A 22,451-nucleotide genomic window follows, 5' to 3' on the forward strand; every position below is an offset into this window, starting at 1 on the left:
ACCTGAAAGGTGTTCTTGGCCAAATCAAGGCCGATTGTGGTAACTTGCATTGGGTGGCTCCTCTCATAAGCGGTTAACGACAACTGCACTATGGCGCATTGCGACGCCCGTTGAAGCAGGGGCCATCCACCCCATCCCGCTCTGCCGCCGCCCACCCTCACGTCGCCAGCACGTTCCTGAACTGCCACGGATCGCTTTCGTCGATGTCTTCGGGGAAATGCTCCCACCGGTCCTGCAAGGGCGTCCAGTCGGTGTAATGCGCCTCGACCGGGCCGAGATAGGGGCGCTGCACTTCGAGGCAGCGCACGTGGTCCATTTCGTCCGTTTCAACAATGCCCGCCTGCGGGTTTTCCCGCGCCCAGACCATGCCTGCCAGCACGGCTGACGTCACCTGCAATCCGGTCGCGTTCTGATAGGGTGCGAGTGTCTTGGTTTCTTCGTTTGACAGGCGCGATCCGAACCAGAGCGCGTTCTTTTCGTGACCATAGATCAGCACGCCCAACTCATCGATTCCGGTAATGATTTCATCGACATCGAGGATTTCATGCACCTTCTGCTGAACCCCCGCCCCGAACATCTCATGCAACGACAGCACCGCATCGTCGCAAGGGTGATAGGCATAGTGACAGGTCGGGCGGAACTCAGGATTGGCCGGATCGCCGACGGTGAAATAATCGGCGATTGAGACGGACTCATTGTGGGTGACAAGAAACCCGAATTGCGGCCCCGGCGTCGGGCACCAGGTGTGCACGCGGGTGATCGCACCGGGCCGTTCGAACCAGATCGCGGACTGGCAGCCGGTGTCAAATTTGTGGGCCGTCTCAGGCATCCATTTTTCATGGGTGCCCCAGCCGAGCTCTGCCGGTTGGAACCCCTCGGCGATGAAACCCTCAACCGACCATGTGTTCACAAACACGTCGCGGGGGCGGGGTTTGGCCCGGGCCTGGGTGTCGCGCTCGGCGATATGAACGCCCTTAACCCCTAGATTTTGCATCAGTTTTCCCCATCCTGCCCGGTCCGTGGGCATCGGATCATCGCGGCCCAGATCGCGCGCCAAAGTCATCAGGCCTTCCTTGACGAACCAGCTGACCATGCCCGGATTTGCGCCGCAGCAGCTGACCGCCGTGGTCCCGCCGGGATTGGCCGCTTTTTCATCGCGCACGGTCTGGCGCAGGGCATAATTTGTCCGCTCGGCGTTGTCGGTCGTGTCGAAATAGAAACCGGCCCAGGGTTCGACCACGGTGTCGATGTAAAGCACGCCAATCTCGCGGCAGAACTTCATGATATCGAGCGAGGATGTATCCACTGACAGGTTCACGCAGAAGCCGTTGCCCTCGGCAAACAGATTCCCCAAAACATCGCGATAATTGTCAGGGGTCAGGGCAACCTGATGATGGGTAATTCCTTGTTCTGCAAGGAATTCCGCGCTGTCCGGGTTCGGGTCGATCACGCTGAGCTTATCGGCATTGAAATCGAAATGGCGCTGGATCAGGGGCAGTGTCCCCTTGCCGATGGAACCGAAACCGATGATGACAATCGGCCCGTCGATGCGGCCGTAATTGGGATGAGAGGTCATGCGCTGCGCCCTTTGCGTTTCAAAGCTGATGATTTTGATAGGGCAAAACCATTGCGATGAAAATGCTTATGGCACCGAACGGTGCATGCGGGCGGATGCGATGGCCGGTCGGCGCGAATCAAGTGTTAACACTGCTGTTTCAGGCTAAATCACCCTGTCGGCATCGCGTCGGCATTGCGTCGGCAAAACGTCGGACCCCAACGCACGGTGGGGGTGGGTTAAGGATGCGCGCGGTAGGGTTTGTTAAGAATTTGGCAATGCCGCTGCTTAGTCCGCAACGGGTTTCAGTATTGGTGGGCATTGGCGGATGAGGAAAGGATTGGGTGCATCGCAAGTATGGTGGCGACGGGAAACCCGCGTTATCCGTCCGGTCCGGTTTCGTCGGGACTGCGCGTCGCTCAGGACCTTTGGCCGCTCCTCAAGACCTGAACGCAAGGTGGCAGGAACGCCGGGTAAGACTGCCTCGTCTGCGCGATGTCGTCAGCACCGACGGTGACGCAGACGATCACGCAGCGGGTACCATTTTACAAGTGTGGCGAGCCAACGCGCGATTGGATTCAATTGGCGCAATCGTCAACGGCTTGTTCTGTCGTCAGGCGAACATGCTGCGGGGTATCTTTGGTCGGTTAGGAGACCATCTTACCAATCTTCTACACTGCAGCTAACGTCTGCTATTATTGGGCTCTGCCGGAGCAAAGAGACCTCTTCTCTCCAATTTTTGGTGTCATTGAGCAAGGCTATGCGACTTAGTCGTGTGGGAGCAAACATGAAGAGCGACGTCTCATCAGTCGGCCGCCAACTCTTTTTCGAGCGTAAGCGCCAAGTCGCGACCCGCTCTGTGAACCCATTCGGGTTCATAGTTTCTGATGGTGATCCAGAATAAATGACCAATTGGCCAATAGGTAACATCCAGGCAGCCTTTGGACTTCAAGTCTTGCTTAAAATGCCAATGTCGGTTGCCGGGGTACTTCTTGCTACCAAGTGTTGTAACGTGTGAAATGACCAAACCAAGGTCAGTTCCGACGTTGGTCAGAACCTCCTCCATCTCATCCAAGGTCATATCGCTTCTGATTTCGACTGGAATGTTTTTCGAATTGTCAGTGTCCTTGATGGTTACGCGTCTTGCTGTTGTCACCGAACGTCTCCATTTTGGTCATGAGAGAAGACGACATTGCGCCCAAGTCTGGCATCACGAGTTGGGTATTTGCGCACGCGTCAACTAGTCTGCGTCTTGAGAAAGCGAATACTCAACAGCGTTATCGAGCAACTCCCCAAGTATCGCGGGATCAATCTCTTGAAGACTTGAGAAGTTGGCGTGACGGCGAAACTTTCCAGTTCCGACAAGAACCTGTTTTGGGTCTTTCAGGGCAGTGCCATTGCTAAAGGCAAGCTGGACATGATCCTTATACGGAAAAACGCCGCAGAACTGTGCTTCCTTTTCATCCGGTTTCAGTGTGTAGAGCGTCCCGCCATATTTCGGAACCTTTTGCGCTTTTGGCGCTGATCGAAGGATGATCTCATCAAGCCTTTCGACAATCGCATCCTGCTCAATGCCGCTCATCGCCATTGTCGATCTCCTTATTGGTGCAAGTTCAGGATATCTGCGCAAGGGGCTAGATCACGTTGATTTAGGTCAATGCGAGATACACCGAACGCCCTAAATCTGACCTTCTGATGCTAACAAAGGGGAGGGGCATGGTGCCATCCCCGCCGCCTCGTACCCAACATGCAGGGCGGCCAGCGAGCGGGATTGCCAGCGCGTCGGTCAGCAGCACCTCGAACGGGTCGGCGTATTCATTGACGATGATCGATGCCAGAAGCTCTGTCTTTTCCAGTAGCGCCTGATTGGCCCCGGCGATGGCCATGGCGTGATCATGCGGGTGGTCAACTTCGAGCAGGGCAATTGCGGAAGCATCCATCGGTTCCCAGATTGCGTGGATGTCGCGGATTGCCACCACGGCGGAGCGGTTGCGTTCCGGTGTCGGGATACCGACCGTCATATCCCCGTGTTCCAGCGCCCAGAGCAGGCGCGTGAAGTCTTCATGCGTCTCTTCCAGCAATTCCCGTTCATGTGCTATATCATAGCCTGAATCGAGCATGCAGGCTGCGGCTGCCACTGTCTGACCAAGGACAGTCAATCGGCCTGCCAGGTTCATCCTAGCCTGCCCGCCGCCATCAATGCTTTGGGCCAGTGCCGCCCCGGTTTACTGTGCAACTGAGGGTAGCAGTGGTGCCGAAAGGGTCAGTGCCCCGCCTAGTACAGCCGTCAACGCCAGTTTCCGGCCATTCCGTCCCAAGAGTGGTTTTTTCATACTCATCACCACACGCGTCCTTTTCAAGACGATGCCGCGATGTTCCTGACTAAGCCCAGATATGCCAAGTTCGCCGGCATCATACCAATCAAAACGGGCCGGGGCGCCCGGTATTATCAACTAAAAAGGGATTATGTTTTTCTGACCGCGCGATTGCGTCAGGCTGCATCAGGCGGCGCAAAAACTTGCGTTGGGTGCATTTTTGGGCGAGCAGGTGACGTGGCGGCGCGGCCCCACTACACCAAAACCGAAAGAATGGCATGTCCGACGCATATAAACCGATCATCGAAAACCTGTTAGAGACCTACGCCGCGCCAGCGATCTGCCTCTATCGGCCCTATCCGCCTGTCCATCCAGTCGAAGGTCTGAGCAAATTTGGCGGTTTGCCGAACCTGCCGACCGAGATCTCATGGCCCCGGGGGGTCGATCCCTATGCCAAGCATTTTCGCGGTCGATCGGACCGCGAATGGCACGACGCGCCGCCATTGCATTTCTTGGCCCAAATCGACTGTGGCGAATTGCCCGATGTGAACCCTGCTTTGCCCGAAAAAGGGATGCTGTTCTTCTTTGCGCGGCTTGACGAGGAATGTGTGTGGGACGATGACGCGCAACCGCATGACGGCACCCGTGTCATCTATGTTGCGGATTTTGATCGGGATACACCGATCCGCCAGCCGCCAGAGGATATATGGCCAATAGGCGTGCGCGGTTCACCGGCAGCGATGACGCTGGACGACGACGCCAAGCAACCGATGATGCGCGGGCCAGATAGGACCGTCTTGAACGCGCAGGAGCTTGTCGTCGTTCCGGAATGGCCCATGAAATGCGCTGCATTCGAAAGCTACCCGGATCCGCAGCACTTTACCTATGATCCGGTCGACGGCGTTGCCCCCGAAGACAAATATGAATTCGGAAAGGCCTATGGTGCAGCCCGCAGCGCACGCGTCTCTGAAAACCTGGTACAGGCAACGGGCATTCGCCTGCAGCCGGACACGCCACCGAGAAACAGAAGCCACTATGAAAATCTGGTGCATAGCGCCTATGAGAAATTGCTATGGGACCATCTGCCACACAATCTAAAGCAGCGTCTGCCGATAATCGCTGCGTTTCCACAAAATATCGCCGCCCATTTGTGTCATGCGATCATCTATCGACAAAAGCAACTTGAACGTGACCCTAATCGCGGTTCGGCTACCGCATTGACGAAACTGCAGAAACATCTTTTGCAGGCCGAGACATGGATGCGCTTGTGTGCGCGTCTGGACCCAGGCGAAACGCTGCCTGAAATGATGGCAGATGGTTTTGTTCGGTTTCTGGATCAGGTTGCCAACGACACATACACCTTTGATACCACCCAAGACGGCGTGGTCAGGCCATACACAAGGGAGCTTGTCAGTCTTCTCGATCCCTACATCGACGCTATGATGAACGTAGCGCGGCTTGCAGCATCAGATGGCGTCCTTTGTCATGCGTTGCCGGACGGCTTCTTTGTATATCTAGACTTCCTATCACAGGCGCGCAATCCGCTGCGGTCACCGTCACACGATACACCTCATCAAATGTTGGGACATGTTCTGAGCTGCCAGAACGCGCTGTCTCTCGATGATGGTGAAGTGATGCTGCTTCACCTCTATTCTGACAGGGCCCTGCGGTTTTGCTGGTGGGATGTGGGCGAGGTTACGTTCATGATCGAGGCCGCCGATCTGCAAGAGCGCAAATTCGACAGGGCCTGGGCGACCATACAAGGCTAATTGATCACCGATTTGCCACCGCGGCAGCCCTGCATTTTACCGTCCGGAACGACGCATAAGGCCGCGCCAAAGTGGCGCGGCTTTTCTTCAATTTCCAGAACCGCTTAGTTCTTGGCGTAAGATTCGACGACCAGGTTGGTTTTCATCGTGACCGGGTATGGCCCGATCAGGGAGCTGCGGTGGCGACGGCTTCAGACGCGCCGATAGCCAGGCCCGACAGCGCCAGCCGGTTTCCGATTGTCATGTCGCATCCTCCAGTTTCTGAGAGCACTCAGGCCGCAGGATGTAAAAGCAGTTTGTCACTTTTGTTGCAACTTGCTGAAACCGGAACCACGGACAAGACAGCTACTCTGGCAGGCGCAAGCGTATCCCGACCTCCAGCGCATTTGGATCAGGAATGCGGTCACGGTTGGCTGCATAGATTTTCTGATATTGCAGTACGTCGCCATAGATTTCTTCGGCCAGGGTGCCAAGCGTGTCACCGTCCTTGACGATAACCAAACGTTCCCCGTTTTCGATGATAACGGTGGCGGCGGCAGGTGTGGCTGTGACCGGTTCGGTGGGTGCTACTGTCAGACCGGGCGAAATCATTTGAATATCCGCTTCCAGGTTGATCGTCATGACCTGCGACTGAGGCGCTTGCGCAAAGGTATAGGCACCTGAGCCGGTTGTCATTGGGAACTGCGCAATCTCGTAGTCCGGCAATTCGGGATAGTCTTCTGTCACTTCGGACCCCGACAGGCTTTCCAGAAACGCGACCAGATCGGCCTTTTCCTCATTGGTCAGCCCCAGCGGCTGGATCAGCGTTGACTTGGTGCCAAAGACGTCGGGCGTGCCACCGTCATTGTAGAAATCAACCACTTCTTCCAGCGTATAGAATACACCATTATGCATGTAGGGCGCTGTGTATTTCAGATAACGCAGCGGTGGTGTCCGCATGGTCCCGAGGTCGGCGGGATTGCGCGTCGCCAGAAAGCGGCCCGGATCGCGGTCGAAGGACTCGTAGACCTCTTTCTCGATGCCAAATCCACGCATCATGGTGCGGAATGTCACCTGACGCAGCGGCTCTTCGGTGAAGCCCGGATTGGGGGGCACACTGGTGTTGTAGAACTGCATGTCTGTTGCAAGTGGCCCATTGTGGCAGGACAAGCAGTTGCCTTTGCCTTGAAAGACAACCAAACCCCGCACCGCCTGCAGGCTCAGCGCATCGGCCTCGCCGCGCGCAAAACGGTCGAACGGGCTGTCATCGGAAATCAGGGTCCGCTCGTAGGCGGCAATCGCCTGACTGATCGTGTCGATGCTGGGTTCGGCATCCCAAATCTGTTCGAACTGTGCGACATATTCGGGGATCTGGCGCAGCCGTTCCTCGGCCAGAACTGCGTTAATATTGGACACAACCGATGTGCCCATGGCACCGGGAACCTGCTCCGTCAGTGACGGCACTGTGCCGTCCCAATGCATCCCGCCTGTCATATAGGCGGCGTTGACCAATGTCTGCGAATTGCGCCAGTGCATCGTGCCGGGATAGCCACGCGCAAGGTCAGATCCATCACCCCAGCCATAAGCGGGATCGTGGCAGCTGGCGCAGGATGTTGAGGCATCGCCGGACAGCCGCGTGTCAAAAAACAACAGCCGGCCCAAGTCGGACATCGCCTCTTCGTCAAAGCCGGTATTGGCCTGTTCCAAAGGCGGCAAGGGGCTGATCACAGGGAAATCCTGTGCAGCAAGACTGGTCGCGAAAACAGCTGATGACAGCGCAAGTACTCGATAAAACATTACTCTTCTCCTGAACCGATTATGTCCAAACCAAATCGAACCGCAGATCAGCTCCTTCTGTGACACTCAGATTGATCAGTTTCTCACCAAGCATGGGATGCCAGATGGCCAGTTCGTAGTCTCCTGGCGGGATGTCGGGCAATTCAAATTGCCCATCGACACTTGTGACCGCGATATATGGATTTGGCGATGTATACAGCCATGCCGCCATCCAGTTATGTGCATTGCAATCAATGGTCAAAAGATGCCCGCGACGCAGGCGCAATGGAATCCGGTCTTCCATACCCGCATTTGGCTGCGAGAAATTAAACATGGACCGGCGGGTGCCGCGATAGAATTCATACGCATGTATGTTGTGCAGAATTGGATCAAAATTCACGACATAGACGTCTGCCGTATTCTTGATGATCTGAACATAAGGCTGAAAGCTGCACCCGATCTGGTAAATGCGTGCTTCATCAAAGATCGGCTCCCACGCTTTTCCCTGCGTGATGTTGCGTATCTGAACGACAGTATCCGCCAAGGCACCGTCATCTCTCACGCGGATTGTTTGCGGCTCTCTGAGGCTTTCACCGCAGATCGTCGTGTCCTTCGTCACCCGGACTTTCGGAATATCAAACGATGGACCATCGTATTTGATGCTGCCCGTCAGCCGGCCAGCGTTTCGCGGAACACCGATTTCCTGATAAGCCGGGCCACTTTGGGCAAAAAGGCTCGATCCGAAAGATAACCCAGCGGCACCGGATGCGGCACCCAGCAGCAATTCCCGCCTATTCAAACTCGTCACCAACTCAACTCCACAACCTGTTTATTCACTACTCTTCGTCACTGAACTCCAGAACGTATTCGACCAGCGACCACGATTCATCTAGCGTCAGATTTCGACTAAAAGAAGGCATTGGTGTGCCGTCCAGGCCGGTTTGTATTCTCATCCAAATCTGTTCGGGATTGTTGCCGCCTTTGAATAACCCAGTCCGAAAATCGGTCGGCCGGATCGGCAAGCCGTCTGCGTCGCGCAAGTCCTGTGCAAGCACGCCAAGGCCATCGCCATTTGCACCGTGACATTCGATACATCCTTGCTCGACATAGAGCTGGCGCCCTTTTTCCACATTGGCGCTGTCAGGTCGCGGTTGTATGCCCCGCGATACGCCATAGTTGGCGATACCAGCAAATTCCTGAATAACTTTCAGCAATTTCACCTGTTGATCGAAGCTCAGATGTTCGAAGGACGGCATGGACCGCCCGTAAGAGCCTTCTACCCCTCTGGTGATGGTTGTCAGCAGATCGACCGCCGCCGGCGGTTCGCCAAAACCGGTGGAACGGAACTTGAAGCTGCCCTGCGTGAAATCGCGTGGCCGTGGTGTGAATTGCGGTGCCAGACTGCCGCCGCCATCCCCGTTGGGTCCATGGCAAATGGCGCAGTTTTCGTTGTAGATCGCAAGACCTTCGGCGAAGGATTCAGAGTCTTCGGAATTGGTTTGCGCGACCGTTGGCTGAATTGCGGTTACTGTGACGGCAACAAAAACAGCGACGCTCTTTAACGGGGACAGCACCATGATTCTCCCTATTGAATAATTCCAACTGAAGGCCAGTAATGCACGTCGGGCGAGAAACCAATTGTTTCTTTTCCCGTTATTACTTTAGGACAGGTTCCGACACGAAAAAGCGACGGCGGCGACCGATAATGGCGGATCAGTGCGCGATCAATTCATCAATCTTGAGACCCACAAATGAAAATGCCGCGCCATTTGGGCGCGGCATTTTTTATTTCCCGGATGATTTCTGAAAAGATGCAGAAATCAGTTCTTGGCGTAGAATTCGACGACCAGGTTCGGTTCCATCGAGACCGGGTATGGCACGTCGCCCAGGCCGGGAGTCCGGGTGAAGGTTGCGCTCATCTTGTTGTGGTCAACATCCATGTAGTCGGGCACGTCGCGTTCGGGCAGTTGCGCGGCGACCAGGACCAGCTCAAGCTGCTTGGACTTGTCGCGTACGGCGATCACGTCGCCTTCCTTGACCCGGTAGGACGGGATGTTCACACGGTTGCCGTTCACGGTCACGTGGCCGTGGTTCACGAACTGGCGGGCGGCAAAGATGGTTGGCACGAATTTCGCGCGGTAAACCACAGCGTCCAGCCGGCGTTCCAGCAGACCGATGAGGTTTTCACCGGTGTCGCCCTTAACCCGCTCGGCCTCTGCATAGATGCGGCGGAACTGCTTTTCGGTCAGGTCGCCGTAGTAACCCTTCAGCTTTTGCTTGGCGCGCAGCTGCAGGCCGAAATCGGACAGTTTGCCCTTGCGGCGCTGACCGTGCTGGCCGGGGCCGTATTCACGGCGGTTGACGGGTGATTTTGGGCGACCCCAGATGTTTTCGCCCATCCGGCGGTCAATTTTGTACTTGGCAGCGGTACGCTTTGTCATACGCTGATCTCCTTCTACTGTTGTGAAGGGCGTTGTCCTTTCCCCGGATTTGGCCGGGGCGACAGGCATCCCCTTGCGGGGGCCACCAACACCAATGATTGCGGGGCTTATAGACAGGATTCGGGCCATGTCAACGAAGATGGCGGCCCGCACTTGAAGTTGACGAAATAAGGTGCCGTTTGCGTCAAATTGTAACCATACCAACCCGCTATTCCTGACGTTGGGGCAGCAATAAGGAACGATATCGCCCGTGTTTGTTAGTATTTTGTTAGTAGGTGTGGCGGCAGCGTGGCTGTCCATTCACCAGGTTGTGCGGCGCAAGCTGCACAACCTGCACAAATTCTTACCCGCGGCCTATCAATCTGCAATTGCTGCCCCATCTGCCGAGGACGATGCACCACGGTTGATTCCGCTGGCAATTGACCTGATCCGCAAGGAACACTGCACCCTGCCCTACGACGCGCTGACCCCTGCAGAACAACGCATCGCCTTGCACGCCTATGCGGTCGAGCAACTGCCACGCTGGGTGGTCAATATCGCGAAGCGGCGGTTGCGCGGCACCGAACGGACTGTTGTCAGTCAGTTGCAGTTCATCAAGACATCACGCCCAGACCACAAGCCCATCCATTTCGGGGCGATCCGGGCGCAACAACGATTGCGTTCCGCCTCCGAAAGCTAGATGCATTGGCCATGTCCGACATGGCCCCGACCCCGCGCTTTTACCATTTCGCCGCCGCCTTTGGTGCGGGCGGATTGCTGACGCTGATGATCCTGTTCAACGGCACGCTGGCGATTTACGGATCGCTTTATTTTGCATCCTGGGTGCCGCACCTGACCGGCACCGTGGCCGCGCTGACTCTGCTCATCATCCTGCGCCCGAAACGGGTTGCGGCGGGTCGTCCCCCGCTCTGGACTTATCTGGGCGGCGTGTCCGGGGCGCTGACGGTTATGCTGACTTCGGCCACGATGAACACGGCCCTGGCCTTGTCCGGAACCATTGCCCTTGGGCTGGCGGGGCAAGTGATGTTCAGCCTGTTCGCCGATATGCGCGGGCTGTTCGGGCTGCCGCAACGGATGCCCGGCGCGCGCGATTACCTGTCGCTGACCCTGATCATCGCGGGCAGTCTGATCCTGATTTTCTACGGGGGCGGCGCATGATTGTCTTTGCGGTGCTGGCGGGCGTGCTGGTGGGCCTGTCGCGGCAGATCAACGGGCGGCTGGCGCTGTCGACCTCTGCCATGGAATCGTCGTTCTGGAACCATATCGTCGGGCTGGTCTTTATCACTTCGGTCGCCTTGTTGTTGGGCGGGCTCTTTGCGGGCGCGCCGCAGGCATCGCCTTGGTGGGCCTATCTGGGCGGACCGATCGGGGTGATCTTCATTGCAGCGGGCAGTTGGCTGATTGCGCGGATCGGGGCAGCACAGACCGCATTGCTGATCATTGCCGGGCAGATGATTTCAGGTGTCGCGCTGGATATCATCATGGGCGCGCCGGGCAGCATCTGGGCACGCAGCATCGGGGTCGCCCTGATCCTGGCGGGCATGTGGGTCGCCCAGGGTGGAAAACGCCCGGAACCGGCAGATCGCTAAAGTTTTATCCAGTTTTCCGGATGTGCGGCTGGCGAGACCCTTGCATTGATACCAGCATTTAACCAGCGGCGGGTTAGGACGGTGCGCAATCACGAACTGATCAAGGAAATTGCGCATGTCTATCAAAGCCCTATTGCACCTGATTTTCGCGTTTCTCATCGCGACCCCGGCCCTGGCCCAGACGCCTGAACCGGTGACACTGGAACCCATGGATCTGCTTGATGCGGAACTGATCGTGATCGGCGCTGACGGGACCGAAAAACGCTATACCCCCGAACAGCTTGAAACCCTGACCACCTATCGGCTGCGCACGACCACGCCCTGGCGGCCGGAACCGGCGGATTTTGACGGCGTACTTTTGTCAGACATCCTGAAGGAAAGCGGGCTGCATGATGTCGCAGCCATCCGGGTGACCGCCGAAAACGACTTTGGCTCGACCCTGCAGCGCGCTTTGTGGGAAAACGTGCCGGTTCTGGTGGCGACCCGGGTGAATGGGCAACCCCATTCGCGCCGGGAACGCGGGCCGATCCAGTTTGTTATCGGCGCGGATGACTATACCTCTTCCGGACTGGCGACCGAGGCGCATCTGGTCTGGATGGCCGCCCGGATCGAAGCGGAATAGGCACGAATATTGCCCACCCGAATCAACAAACACATGACCGCCTACCAGACGCGCGGTGCGTTCTGGGGGCGCATTCTGGCCGGCGCCTGTGTGCTGACCATTCTGGCCGTGTGTCTGGTTGCGGGCAATTACGTGCAGGCCACCGTTAACCAACTCAAAAGCACCCACCAGGTGTTCAACGATCGCCAGTTGCGCAACGGCTATGTCGCGATGAGCGATATCCAACGCCTTGTTCTGGTCCTGCAGGAAGCGCTGAGCGCGGGCAGGATGACCCCGGAAGCTGCGGCCGATTTTCAGGCGGCAGCCGATTTTCTTTATGTACGCATCGATAATTTTCGCCGGGTGCTGGGCACAAGGACGGATCAGCAGACCGCCCGTCAGGCCATTGCACAGCTTGAGGTCATCGGTGCCATCGCTGATGATGCCATTGCGGCAGATTTCGATGATCTTGACCAGCTTTGGATTGATCTGACCGAACAATCGCAACAGGCGCGGCAGGCGCTGGTCATCTATATGGACGAAATGCGTCGCCTGCAGGATGCGCTTCTGCTCAAGCAATCATTGGCGGTGGAAAGGCAACTGTCGTTGCTCTGGACCACACTGGGCGGACTGACGGTGCTGGGCATTGCCGCGATCGTTCTTCTGCGCCGCGAAGTCATGTCCCGGCGCGCCCGGCAGGTTGCGGAAGAACGGGTGCATCATCTGGCCTTCTTCGATTCACTGACCGGGCTGCCCAACCGGGTGCAGTTTCAGGACAGGATGAGCGCGCTTTTGAACGGAAATGCGGCGGTCACCCTGCTGCTTGTGGATTTGGACGATTTCAAACTGGTCAATGACACGCACGGGCATGCGGCCGGTGATGCGATCCTGCGCCATGTGTCAAAGACGCTGAGCCGGATTGTGCAGGATCAGGACGCATTCTGCGCGCGCCTGGGCGGCGATGAATTTTCGGTTCTGATCCAGTCGGATGATCTGGATCGCCTGATTCCGTTATGTGAGCGGATCATCAACGACGTGGGCGAAACGATCCAATTCGAGGGCGAGGCGCTGGCGGTGAATGCCAGTATCGGGCTGGCCACCAACACCCAGATCGGTGCGGAAATTGATGTCAACGTGGACAGCCTGTTTCGCGTCGCCGATTTCGCGCTTTATGCGTCAAAATCCAATGGCCGCAAGATTTTCACGATCTATGATAAAGAGCTTGAACAGCAGTTTCTTGACCGTCGCGCCATGGTCGATGAACTGCCACGTGCAATCATGGATGGCAGCATGGAGTTCTTTCTGCAGCCGAAGGTTCTGTTGAACACCGAAGAAACATACGGGTTTGAGGCATTGGTGCGGTGGCGCCGCAACGGGGAAATCGTACCGCCGCAGATATTCATCGCCACGGCCGAGGAAAGCGGTGTGATCACAGATCTGGATTGTCACGTGCTGCGCCAGGCGAGCCGCAAACTATCACAGTTCAATGCCCGGCATGGCACGGAATTTTCGGTCAGCATCAATTTTTCAGCCTTGCATTTCAATTCCGACAAACTCGTCGGTGTGATTGCCGAGGCGTTGGAATATTCCGGATTGCGCCCTGATCTTTTGACCATCGAAATCACGGAATCGGTGGAAATGCGCGACTGGGACAAGGCCAAGCAGATCATCGCCGGCATTCACAATCTGGGGGCCAAGATTGCCATTGATGATTTTGGCGCCGGTTTCTCTTCGCTGGCTTATCTGCGCAAAACCGTAGCCGATGAAATCAAGATCGACAGGTCACTGATCGAAGATATCGAAAGCTCTGACACATCGCGGTTCCTGTTGGATTCGGTGCTGGACATTGCACATAACCTGAAGTTCGCGGTGACTGTTGAAGGGATCGAAACCGCCCAGCAGGCCCGTATCGTCAGCGAGATGGGGGCAGGCAATGCGCAGGGCTATTACTTCGGCCGCCCCCTGCCCGCCGATGAGGCATTATCGATTGCATTGGATCAGATCGTGGGCACATCCCGCGCCGCCGCCGGGTAATGTGTTGAAAGTCACCGTTCACCAATTGTGCTAATGAGCAGCGGAATCGCTATTGTGCCCCTGCGGGATATGGCAGCGGATTCTTCTTTTTTTCATGGGCTTTCGCCATCCTTACGCCATGTGCGGAGTTCTAATCGGTTCTAATCCAACAGGACATCAAGATTTGGCATCCTGACCGTTAATGAAAATCGCGCGATTTTGGGATCACCCGCACATTGCGTGGGTGGCCATGGGTGCTGTTAGGCAGGGCCTTCTTGACCTCATCGGCGCGCGCAAGCGGGGGTTCCATCACGTCGTTTGACAGCCGCTCCAGCGCATCGCTGCGGTCCGCAAGATGTGTGGCGACCACGTGGATTACATCCTCGTCCCGCTGCACATAGCCGCGCACATCAATGATACGAGCCCTCATGATCACCTTGCGAAATGCCTCCATCACCTTTGGCCAGACGACCAGATTTGCCACGCCTGTTTCATCCTCAAGTGTAATGAAGCAAACACCTTTTGCGCTGCCCGGCCGTTGCCGGATCAGTACGATACCTGCCAGTTTGACCGACTGTCCGTTGCGCATGTCATTCAGCGCAGCCGTCGTGCGATACCCCTGCTTGCCCATGCTTTTGCGCAGGAATGACATCGGATGTGCCTTCAGCGACAGGCGCGTGGTCTGATAGTCGGCGACCACATGTTCGCAGATCGGCATCTGTGGTAGATCAAAACGCACCTCCTCGCCTTCGTCCCGTTTGTCGGTGAAAAGCGGCAGATCTGGCGCGTCTCGCAGCGCCCGCGCATCCCACAGCGCCTGCCGCCGGTCCAGCGTCATCGATCGCACCGCATCCGCTGCCGCCAGTTTACGCATGGTGCCCGCATCCAGCCTTGCACGTTTCTTCAGATCGGCGAGATCGGTAAAGGGCTGCTGGCGCGCGCGCATCATCCGCTCGGCCATTTCCTCGCGCACGCCATCGACTTGCCGCAACCCGAGGCGGACCGCAAAAACACCGGGTCTGATCGGCTCTAACGTGTTGTCCCAATCGGAGTAGTTCACATCAGGAGCGCGCACGATCACCTTGTGTTCGCGAGCATCTCGGACGATCTGGGCCGGGGCATAGAACCCCATAGGCTGCGCGTTCAGCAGCGCCGCGCAGAATACATCCGGATAGTGGCATTTGATCCAGCTGGACACATAGACCAGATGCGCAAAGCTTGCCGCGTGGCTTTCCGGAAAGCCATAATCGCCGAACCCCTTGATCTGGTTGAAACAGCGATGCGCAAATTCCGGGTCGTAGCCGCGGCGGATCATGCGGCTGACCATCTTGTCTTCCAGTTCGCCAATGGTGCCTTTGGACCGGAACGTCGCCATGGCTTTGCGTAGCTGGTTCGCCTCGTCCGGGGAAAACTCTGCCGCGACCATGGCCAGCTTCATCGCCTGCTCCTGAAAGATCGGCACGCCCTTCGTCCGCGACAGCACCTTACGCAATTCGTTCGGATCATGCGGGGGGGCGGGTGACGGGTAATCTTCTGGCTCCTTCCCGGCACGCCTACGCAGGTAGGGATGCACCATGTCGCCCTGGATCGGGCCGGGGCGGACAATGGCGACCTGAATGACCAGATCGTAGAACTCGCGTGGTTTCAGCCGGGGCAGCATGTTCATCTGTGCGCGGCTTTCGACCTGAAACACGCCAAGGCTGTCGCCCTTGCAGAGCATGTCATAGGTGGCTTCATCGCCCTCTTCGATACTCGCAAGCGCATGTTTTATTCCGTAATGCGCTTCGATCAGATCGAACGCCTTGCGGATACAGGTCAGCATCCCAAGTGCGAGCACATCGACCTTGAGGATGCGCAATTCGTCGATATCGTCTTTGTCCCATTCAATGAAGGTCCGGTCGGGCATCGCCCCGTTGCCTACGGGTACGGTTTCGATCAGCTTTTTCTCGGTCAGGATGAACCCGCCTACATGCTGGCCCAGATGGCGGGGCATGCCGATCATCTGGTCCGCCAGCTTGATCGTGCGCGCCATCAGCGGGTCGTTCAGGTCAATTCCCGCCTCTGCCGCCTCGCGCGCGCCAACCTCGCGGCCCCATGACCCCCAGATCGTCTTGGCCAGCGCGCTGGTGATATCCTCAGACAGCCCCATGACCTTGCCCACCTCGCGCACGGCCATGCGGGGGCGATAATGGATCACGGTGGCACACAGCGCCGCCCGATCACGCCCATATTTGTCATAGATATGCTGGATCACCTCCTCGCGTCGTTCATGTTCAAAATCGACGTCGATATCGGGGGGCTCCTTGCGTTCCTCGCTGATGAAACGTTCGAAGAGCAGGTCATTCTTGTCAGGGTCCACGGCGGTGATCCCCAGTACATAACACACGGCAGAGTTGGCGGCTGATCCTCTGCCTTGGCACAGGATCGGGGGTTTGCAGTCGTAACGCGCGTAGTTCACAACCTGTTGGATTGTCAGGAAATATTGGGCAATTTCCAGCTTTTTGATCAGGGCCAGTTCCTTGCGCAACGTGTCTTTCAACGTCTCTGGCACACCGTCAGGATAGCGCCAGGCGGCCCCTTTCCATGTCAGTTCCTCCAGATATTCCTGTGGCGTCCGCCCCTCCGGCACGGTTTCGCGCGGATATTCATAGGCCAGTTCGCGCAGGTCGAAATCGCAGGCATCCGCCACGTCCCGCGTTGCCCGGATCGCATGCGGCCAGTTGCTGAAAAGCTGCACCATTTGCGCAGGCGATTTCAGGTAGCGTTCGGCATTAGCATCCAGCAGGAACCCTGCCTTTTGAATTGTCGTCTTGTGCAGGATGCAGGTCATTACATCCTGCAAAGGCCGCCTGTCAGGCACATGATAGCGCACGTCATTGGTGGCGAGGATCGACAGGCCATTGCCCCGTGCCAGTTGATCCAGCCGGTTGATCCGCGCCCGGTCGTCGCCGTGGTAAAGATAGCTGGCGGCAATGTATTTCAGTGTGGGCAACGCCCGTTTCAGCCGCCGGAACCCGGCGCTGAAATGGTTCAGATCTGCGCCGGGCATTGCGATCAGTTGGACATCGGCGCTGTGTCTGGCGAGGTCATCGAGCGTGATATCGCAGGCCCCCTTGGCCTGCCAGTCGCCGTTGGTATCGTGCATTTTTCCCTTGGACAGCAGCATGCAAAGCCGCCCATAGGCCGCCCGGTTGCGGGGGTAGGCTAGGAATTGCTCGCCCGTGACAAGTTGCAGCCGGCACCCAATGACCGGAGTAATTTGCGCCTTCAGCGTTTCCGCATGCAGCCGGACAACGCCTGCCATTGTGTTGAGGTCGGCGCAGCCCAGTTTGTCATAGCCCAAAGTGTTGGCCATCGTGGCAAGGTCCACCGCGTCCGAGGCCCCGCGTAGAAAGGAAAAACATGTGCTGATGCCGAGTTCAACATAAGCAGCACGCGGGTTCTGGCGAAACCCGTCATCTTCAATCGTGCGCCGCGGGCGCTGGTTGTCCATTTCAGGCATGGCGGTTGCTTTCTGCTTTCGCCCGGCTTGCCCGGGCGGCGCCCGACCCTCCCCCCGGGAGGGCGCATTGCAACCTCAGCCTACGGAAATACCGCCGCGTTTGTTGCGACTTTGGTCGCCACATGACCCCTCTCAGCGCCCACCCAGGGTCGGGCGCCGCCCTCTGTCGCACCAGGGTACCCATTACGCAAAACACCCGTGCACGAACCAGCGCGGGTCGCCGCCGCGCCCGTCTTCGTGCAGGCCCTCGCGGTAAAGCCAGATGCGTCGCCCCGCCTGATCCTCGACCTTGAAATAATCCCGCAGCCGGGTGCCCGGCCGGTCATGCCACCATTCGGGTGCGATCCGTTCAGGGCCGGCATAGCGGGCCACCCGATGCGTCTGTCTGCGCCAGATGAATTGCGCGGGCGGACCTTCTGGGACGGCATAAAGCACGCGCACTTCTTCGGGGTGGTCAAACAGGCGGATGGGCCGGTCCTTGGCCACAGGTGCAGGGACATCGGCCAGTTTGACCAAGGCGGCCACTTGCATTTCGGCCCGTTCGGGCACGTGGCTTTCTCGCAAGATCGGCCGGGTCACGGTGCGCGCGCCGAATTTCGCGCTAAGCCTGTCCACCAGCCGGGTCAGATGCAGATCATCGTCCGATCTGCCATCAAGGCGGTTCTGGACCACCTGCATATCCTCCACACCACCCGCCTCAAGCGTGATCAGATCAAAGCCGAAACCAGGGTTGATCCGCTCGACCTTATCCCGGAACAGCCCATGCAGGTGGTTTGGATCCCGGGTCGTGGCAGAGGTCGCCACATCCACATGGCTGACATCCCCGTCGGTGCGATAGACCATCAGGTGCAGGCGGCGGCAGCCCTGACCGGCCTGCTTGAGTGCCTCGCAGAGGTTTTCACACAACTCCGGAAGATAAGGGGTGGGATCAAAGATCGGTTCGGCCAGCCGACTTTGCACCCGAAACCGCGGCTTGGCATCGACGCTGGCGACCGGTTCGGCCAGTTTGCCCAGCGCCTGATCAAGCCGCAAAAGCGGGTTGGACGTCAGCCCCGCCTTGACGAACCGCCGGGTCAGCGACAGGCGGGGGACATCAATGACCGCCCCAATGGTTTTCAGCCCCAAGCGGCGCAGGAGCAGCACAGTGTCATCATCCAGCCGCAGCCCCGTGACGGGAAGTGCGCCCAGCTTGAACCCCATCTCATCCGGCCCGCAAATTGATCGCACCGGCCCGAACCGCGCCAGCGCCCAGGCCGCCCCCCATGTGGGAGCAATGGCCAACTGGGCGCTCAACCCCAGCAGGGAAAGCTGCGTTTCCATCTCCACCAGCATTGCGGCCTCGCCACCCAGCAGATGGTCAGCCCCGGTGGTATCAAGGATCAGCCCGTTATCGCCATCGCGCACCGTCCATGGGCACCAGCGCCGTGCCCAGATCACCAGCCGGTCCAGTGCGGCCCGGTCCCTTTCCGGATCGGCATATTCGACCTGCAGTTCAGGGCAGATTGCCCGCATATCGACCACCCGCGACCCCGGGTTGATCCCCGAAATCCGTGCGGTCCGGTTGGCGGCGTGGATCACCGGGCCATGATGCCCCTCGCGCGCCAGAACGATAGGGATGTCATCCGGCGGCCCGTTGCCCTGCCGTTCCATGACCCGTTGCCAGCGTTCCATCGCGAATTGCGGCAGACAGATCGAGACGATCCGCCGCCCGGTCATAGGTGGCCACCCATTGCCCCGGTTTGGAACGGCGCGAGCGAAACAGATCGAGCGACCAGCGCGGCAGGCCTGGCGCTTGGGCATCGTGTGGATGGGGGGCGGAAGGCAGCGAGGCGATACGCCAGCGGTCGCGTGCCGCGCTCAGGTCGGGACTGGCGGCGCGCCGGATCAGCCAGCAGGGCACATCCGCTGCCTCGGACCGCATCGCCAGCCTTTTGGTGGCGGTAAAGTCGAGCACGGGGGGATCGCCCCATACCTCGCCAATCACGCCACCCAACGCCTTGCATCGCAATCCATCCTCCATCGCCCAGAGCACATCCGCAGCGCGGGACAGACTGACCATGATCAAAGGTCTGTCCGTACCGATCCCCGCCAGATAAGGGCGCCCCGTTTCTTTGCGCGAAAGTCGGTCCTGCACCCACAGGATTGGCGCGGTCGTGTGGGGCAAGCGGGCCAGCACAAAGCCGACAGCCGCCGCATCGGTGGCAGTTTCGGGAAAGGCTTCGGACAGAGTATGTGTCAGCGGATCGGGCTCGCGAACCTGACCTGCAAGACGTTTCTGCACCCGAAGCGAACCCATACACGACACACCGAATCCCAACTAATGTTCTTCATTTGTTCTACTCCATCTAGTGGCTTTCGTCAAACCTTGCAGGGGTTGAAGTTGGACCCGACATTCTACCTCTGGTTCATTAACCTTTTGGAAAGGTTCGTTAACGTAAGGTAAGCGGCAGACTCAAAAGCAGTTGGATTGAAGATGAGTGCCGCCACGTATCTTGGCCAGTTATCAGATTACCTGACGACCAGGATGTTATCTCAACATCGGGCAGACGCATCTGCTGATCTGGTGCGCGATCGTCAGGGCGTCGTGCGAAAGGCGCAAATCTCGGCCATCATGGCCACGTCCCAGCCCATGATGATCGCCAACATCCTGAACATCGCAGCGCTCATCGCGCTTGAACATCATGTTGGCAGTCTTTCGGGCTGGACGCTCGTCTGGTCGGCCATCGTTGTTGCCTTTGCCATTTACGGGCTGCGCAGCGCCCATCGTTTCAAAAAAGCACCCCGGCGCCCCACCGCCAGCACGCGCGCACCGGGCAAGGTCGTGATCTCGTCCGCACTGCTTGCGTTGGTCTGGTGCTACCCATTGATCGTGCTGCTGCCCCATGGCGAATTGCTGGAGGTTGCGTTTCTCAGCGCGCTAGTTGCGGGTATGATCGCAGGTGGCGCATTAGCGCTTTATCCGGTGCCGCTGGCAGGGCTGCTTTATACATCGACACTGTCATGCGTTGCTTTTGTCATGATCATCTTCAATGGCATCCTGCCGATCCTGCCCTTCGGCATCGTGATCGCTGCGTTCTGCTTTATCGTCTATTTTTCGGTCCGGCGTCATACCAGCATGTTTCTGTCCGAACTACTGGGCAAGATGGAAGCCGAACGTCAGCGCGATGTGGTGGCCTTGCTGCTGGACACGTTTCAAGGGGAAGGCGGCCAGTATATATGGCGTGCCGATAAGAATCTTGCTCTTAAGACCGACCCCGAGCCGCTGTGCCAGATGCTCGGCCTGCCTGCCCCCAAGATGACCGAGCCCAATCTGCTGACGATCCTGGATCAAGCGAAAGCAACCGACCACAATCCCGATTTCAATATGCAAGTGTCGCATCTGCAGTCCCCCGACAACACCTTGTCCGGCAATTCCGAAACCACTCTGAAAATCCATCATGACCGTGTGATCCGATTGGCAAGTCGCCCCGACCCCGGAGAAAGCGGGCCCACAGCCGGCTATCACGGCTATATCAAGGATGTGACCGCCGAAACCCAGGCCAAGGCCAAAATCTATCAGCTTGCCACTCGCGATACGATGACGGGCCTTCTGAACTATTCGACCTTCAACGAGCGGGCGCGCAACGCACTCGCCGATCTGGCCAACACTGATCAGAAGGCTCTTTTTGTCTTTATTGATGCCGATAATCTGAAGCCCGTGAATGACAATTTCGGCCATGCAGCGGGTGATGTCCTGATCCGAACCCTGGCCTCCAGGTTTGAAGCACAGTTCCACCTGCCCAGCCTGATCGGCCGGAAAGGCGGCGATGAATTTGTGGCGCTGGCCTTTGTCCCGCCAGATACGGATGAGACCGCCTGGGGGCGTGATCTGGTCGCCTGCATCAATGGACGTTTCCACTTTGGCGAGGCGGAAATCCCCCTATCCTGTTGTATCGGGATCAGCGTTGCTGATGATGTCAGCGCATCGCTGCGCGCGCTTGAGGTTGAGGCTGACCGCGCCCTTTATCGGGCAAAATCCCGCGGCAAGGGTGAGGTCAGCGTCTATGACGCCGCGATCGGTATCGAAATTCACCGGGACCGTCTGCTCGCCAATGACATTCAAGATGCAATGCAAAAAAGGCATCTGACGCTGGAATTTCAAGCCATCGTTGATCTGAAAACCGACGCCATCGTCGGCGCAGAGGCCTTGGCGCGCTGGGATCATCCGATCCTCGGCGCGATCAACCCTGAAAAAGTTGTCGCCGTGGCTCAGGCCGAAGGGTTGGGGCCAGCCTTTCTTGACTATATTCTGCAGGTCGCCGCTACAAACGCCAAGGCCTGGCCCGGCGCCCGATTTTTGTCGGTCAATATGAACTCTGCCGATCTGCAGCAGACTAATCTGGCCAGCCGTGTCGCCAATATCTTGTGCAATACCGGCTTTGCCCCGCAGCGGCTCTGGCTCGAAGTGACCGAGACCGGATTGTTACTGGACAGCGACGCCGTGCAGGCGAACTTGCGCGACCTGCGCGCGCAAGGGGTCCGGATTGCCATTGACGATTTCGGCACCGGGTATTCCTCACTTGGCTATCTGGGCAGGTATCCGACCGATATCCTCAAGATCGACAAATCCTTGATCGAGGATCTGGACACTGACGAAAGCAGTCAGATCATCGTCAAGGCCATGCGCGAGCTTGCCCAGACGAATGGATTCCAATTGGTCGCAGAGGGGGTTGAGACCCAGAACATCACGCGGGAACTGAATGCGGCCGGGGTTGAGATGGGTCAGGGTTTTGCCTTTTACCGACCAATGACGCCAGCGCGTTTCAGCCGCCTGCTGCACCGTCGCCATGCAGAGGCAGACGCCGATCAGCTTTTGCGCACCACCCTGCAATCGACAGGTTAACCGTCACTGTCACCATATTTGAACAGTGA

General features: G+C 57.9%; 18 protein-coding genes. 7 read left to right on the plus strand and 11 right to left on the minus strand.

Going from position 1 to position 22,451, the window contains the following annotated elements; translation table 11 throughout:
* Positions 1-157: 157 nt before the first annotated feature.
* From ACFWW2_RS03415 to ACFWW2_RS03430, 4 genes are all read right to left on the minus strand, one after another.
* Positions 158-1,576 (minus strand): homospermidine synthase, encoded by a 1,419-nt coding sequence (locus tag ACFWW2_RS03415; RefSeq protein ID WP_393926186.1) that lies wholly within the window; start codon positions 1,574-1,576, stop codon positions 158-160.
* 784 nt (positions 1,577-2,360) lie between these two features.
* Entirely contained in the window at positions 2,361-2,711 is a 351-nt protein-coding gene (locus tag ACFWW2_RS03420) for a hypothetical protein (RefSeq protein ID WP_393926188.1), read from the minus strand.
* Positions 2,712-2,795: 84 nt separating this feature from the next.
* On the minus strand, positions 2,796-3,143 hold the full coding sequence (locus ACFWW2_RS03425) for a DUF1801 domain-containing protein (RefSeq protein ID WP_393926190.1): 348 nt from the start codon (positions 3,141-3,143) through the stop codon (positions 2,796-2,798).
* 61 nt (positions 3,144-3,204) lie between these two features.
* Positions 3,205-3,732, minus strand: coding sequence for a hypothetical protein (locus ACFWW2_RS03430; protein WP_393926192.1), 528 nt, complete (start codon positions 3,730-3,732; stop codon positions 3,205-3,207).
* A gap of 416 nt (positions 3,733-4,148) precedes the next feature.
* Between ACFWW2_RS03430 and ACFWW2_RS03435 the strand changes: the two genes are divergently transcribed.
* A complete protein-coding gene (locus ACFWW2_RS03435; protein ID WP_393926194.1) occupies positions 4,149-5,639 on the plus strand; it encodes a DUF1963 domain-containing protein in 1,491 nt (496 codons plus the stop codon).
* Positions 5,640-5,984: 345 nt separating this feature from the next.
* Here ACFWW2_RS03435 and ACFWW2_RS03440 read toward each other — a convergent pair whose 3' ends face one another.
* The 4 genes from ACFWW2_RS03440 to rpsD form a co-directional block, all read right to left on the minus strand.
* The gene (locus ACFWW2_RS03440) at positions 5,985-7,415 is read right to left on the minus strand and encodes a cytochrome c peroxidase (RefSeq protein ID WP_393926195.1); all 1,431 of its coding nucleotides are present in this window, start codon (positions 7,413-7,415) and stop codon (positions 5,985-5,987) included.
* A 19-nt stretch (positions 7,416-7,434) separates the two neighbouring features.
* Positions 7,435-8,202 carry a carboxypeptidase regulatory-like domain-containing protein gene (locus tag ACFWW2_RS03445; protein ID WP_393926196.1) on the minus strand — a complete coding sequence of 256 codons (768 nt, stop codon included), beginning with the start codon at positions 8,200-8,202 and terminating at the stop codon, positions 7,435-7,437.
* Positions 8,203-8,230: 28 nt separating this feature from the next.
* Entirely contained in the window at positions 8,231-8,971 is a 741-nt protein-coding gene (locus tag ACFWW2_RS03450) for a c-type cytochrome (RefSeq protein WP_393926198.1), read from the minus strand.
* A gap of 243 nt (positions 8,972-9,214) precedes the next feature.
* Positions 9,215-9,835 (minus strand): 30S ribosomal protein S4, encoded by a 621-nt coding sequence (gene rpsD / locus ACFWW2_RS03455; RefSeq protein ID WP_393926200.1) that lies wholly within the window; start codon positions 9,833-9,835, stop codon positions 9,215-9,217.
* A gap of 250 nt (positions 9,836-10,085) precedes the next feature.
* Here rpsD and ACFWW2_RS03460 point away from each other — a divergent pair, with 250 nt between their 5' ends.
* From ACFWW2_RS03460 to ACFWW2_RS03480, 5 genes are all read left to right on the plus strand, one after another.
* A complete protein-coding gene (locus ACFWW2_RS03460; protein ID WP_393926202.1) occupies positions 10,086-10,514 on the plus strand; it encodes a hypothetical protein in 429 nt (142 codons plus the stop codon).
* Positions 10,515-10,525: 11 nt separating this feature from the next.
* Entirely contained in the window at positions 10,526-10,993 is a 468-nt protein-coding gene (locus ACFWW2_RS03465; protein ID WP_393926203.1) for a DMT family transporter, read from the plus strand.
* Positions 10,990-11,424 carry a DMT family transporter gene (locus tag ACFWW2_RS03470; RefSeq protein ID WP_393926205.1) on the plus strand — a complete coding sequence of 145 codons (435 nt, stop codon included), beginning with the start codon at positions 10,990-10,992 and terminating at the stop codon, positions 11,422-11,424. The genes ACFWW2_RS03465 and ACFWW2_RS03470 overlap by 4 nt, the downstream gene beginning before the upstream one ends.
* Before the next feature lie 115 nt (positions 11,425-11,539).
* Positions 11,540-12,046 carry a hypothetical protein gene (locus ACFWW2_RS03475; RefSeq protein WP_393926207.1) on the plus strand — a complete coding sequence of 169 codons (507 nt, stop codon included), beginning with the start codon at positions 11,540-11,542 and terminating at the stop codon, positions 12,044-12,046.
* Between the two features lie 33 nt (positions 12,047-12,079).
* Positions 12,080-14,059: a putative bifunctional diguanylate cyclase/phosphodiesterase gene (locus ACFWW2_RS03480; protein WP_393926209.1), complete on the plus strand. Its 1,980-nt coding sequence runs from the start codon at positions 12,080-12,082 to the stop codon at positions 14,057-14,059.
* A 178-nt stretch (positions 14,060-14,237) separates the two neighbouring features.
* On the opposite strand, the gene ACFWW2_RS03485 is transcribed toward ACFWW2_RS03480, so the two are convergent.
* From ACFWW2_RS03485 to ACFWW2_RS03495, 3 genes are all read right to left on the minus strand, one after another.
* Entirely contained in the window at positions 14,238-17,540 is a 3,303-nt protein-coding gene (locus ACFWW2_RS03485; protein WP_393926211.1) for an error-prone DNA polymerase, read from the minus strand.
* Between the two features lie 183 nt (positions 17,541-17,723).
* Entirely contained in the window at positions 17,724-19,211 is a 1,488-nt protein-coding gene (locus ACFWW2_RS03490) for a Y-family DNA polymerase (RefSeq protein WP_393926213.1), read from the minus strand.
* On the minus strand, positions 19,159-19,836 hold the full coding sequence (locus ACFWW2_RS03495; protein ID WP_393926215.1) for an ImuA family protein: 678 nt from the start codon (positions 19,834-19,836) through the stop codon (positions 19,159-19,161). Before ACFWW2_RS03495 ends, ACFWW2_RS03490 begins: the two co-directional genes overlap by 53 nt.
* Positions 19,837-20,013: 177 nt before the next feature.
* Between ACFWW2_RS03495 and ACFWW2_RS03500 the strand changes: the two genes are divergently transcribed.
* Positions 20,014-22,422 carry a putative bifunctional diguanylate cyclase/phosphodiesterase gene (locus ACFWW2_RS03500; RefSeq protein WP_393926217.1) on the plus strand — a complete coding sequence of 803 codons (2,409 nt, stop codon included), beginning with the start codon at positions 20,014-20,016 and terminating at the stop codon, positions 22,420-22,422.
* Positions 22,423-22,451: the final 29 nt, after the last annotated feature.

This window comes from Yoonia sp. R2-816 (assembly GCF_046762905.1).
Classification (GTDB): Bacteria; Pseudomonadota; Alphaproteobacteria; order Rhodobacterales; family Rhodobacteraceae; genus Yoonia.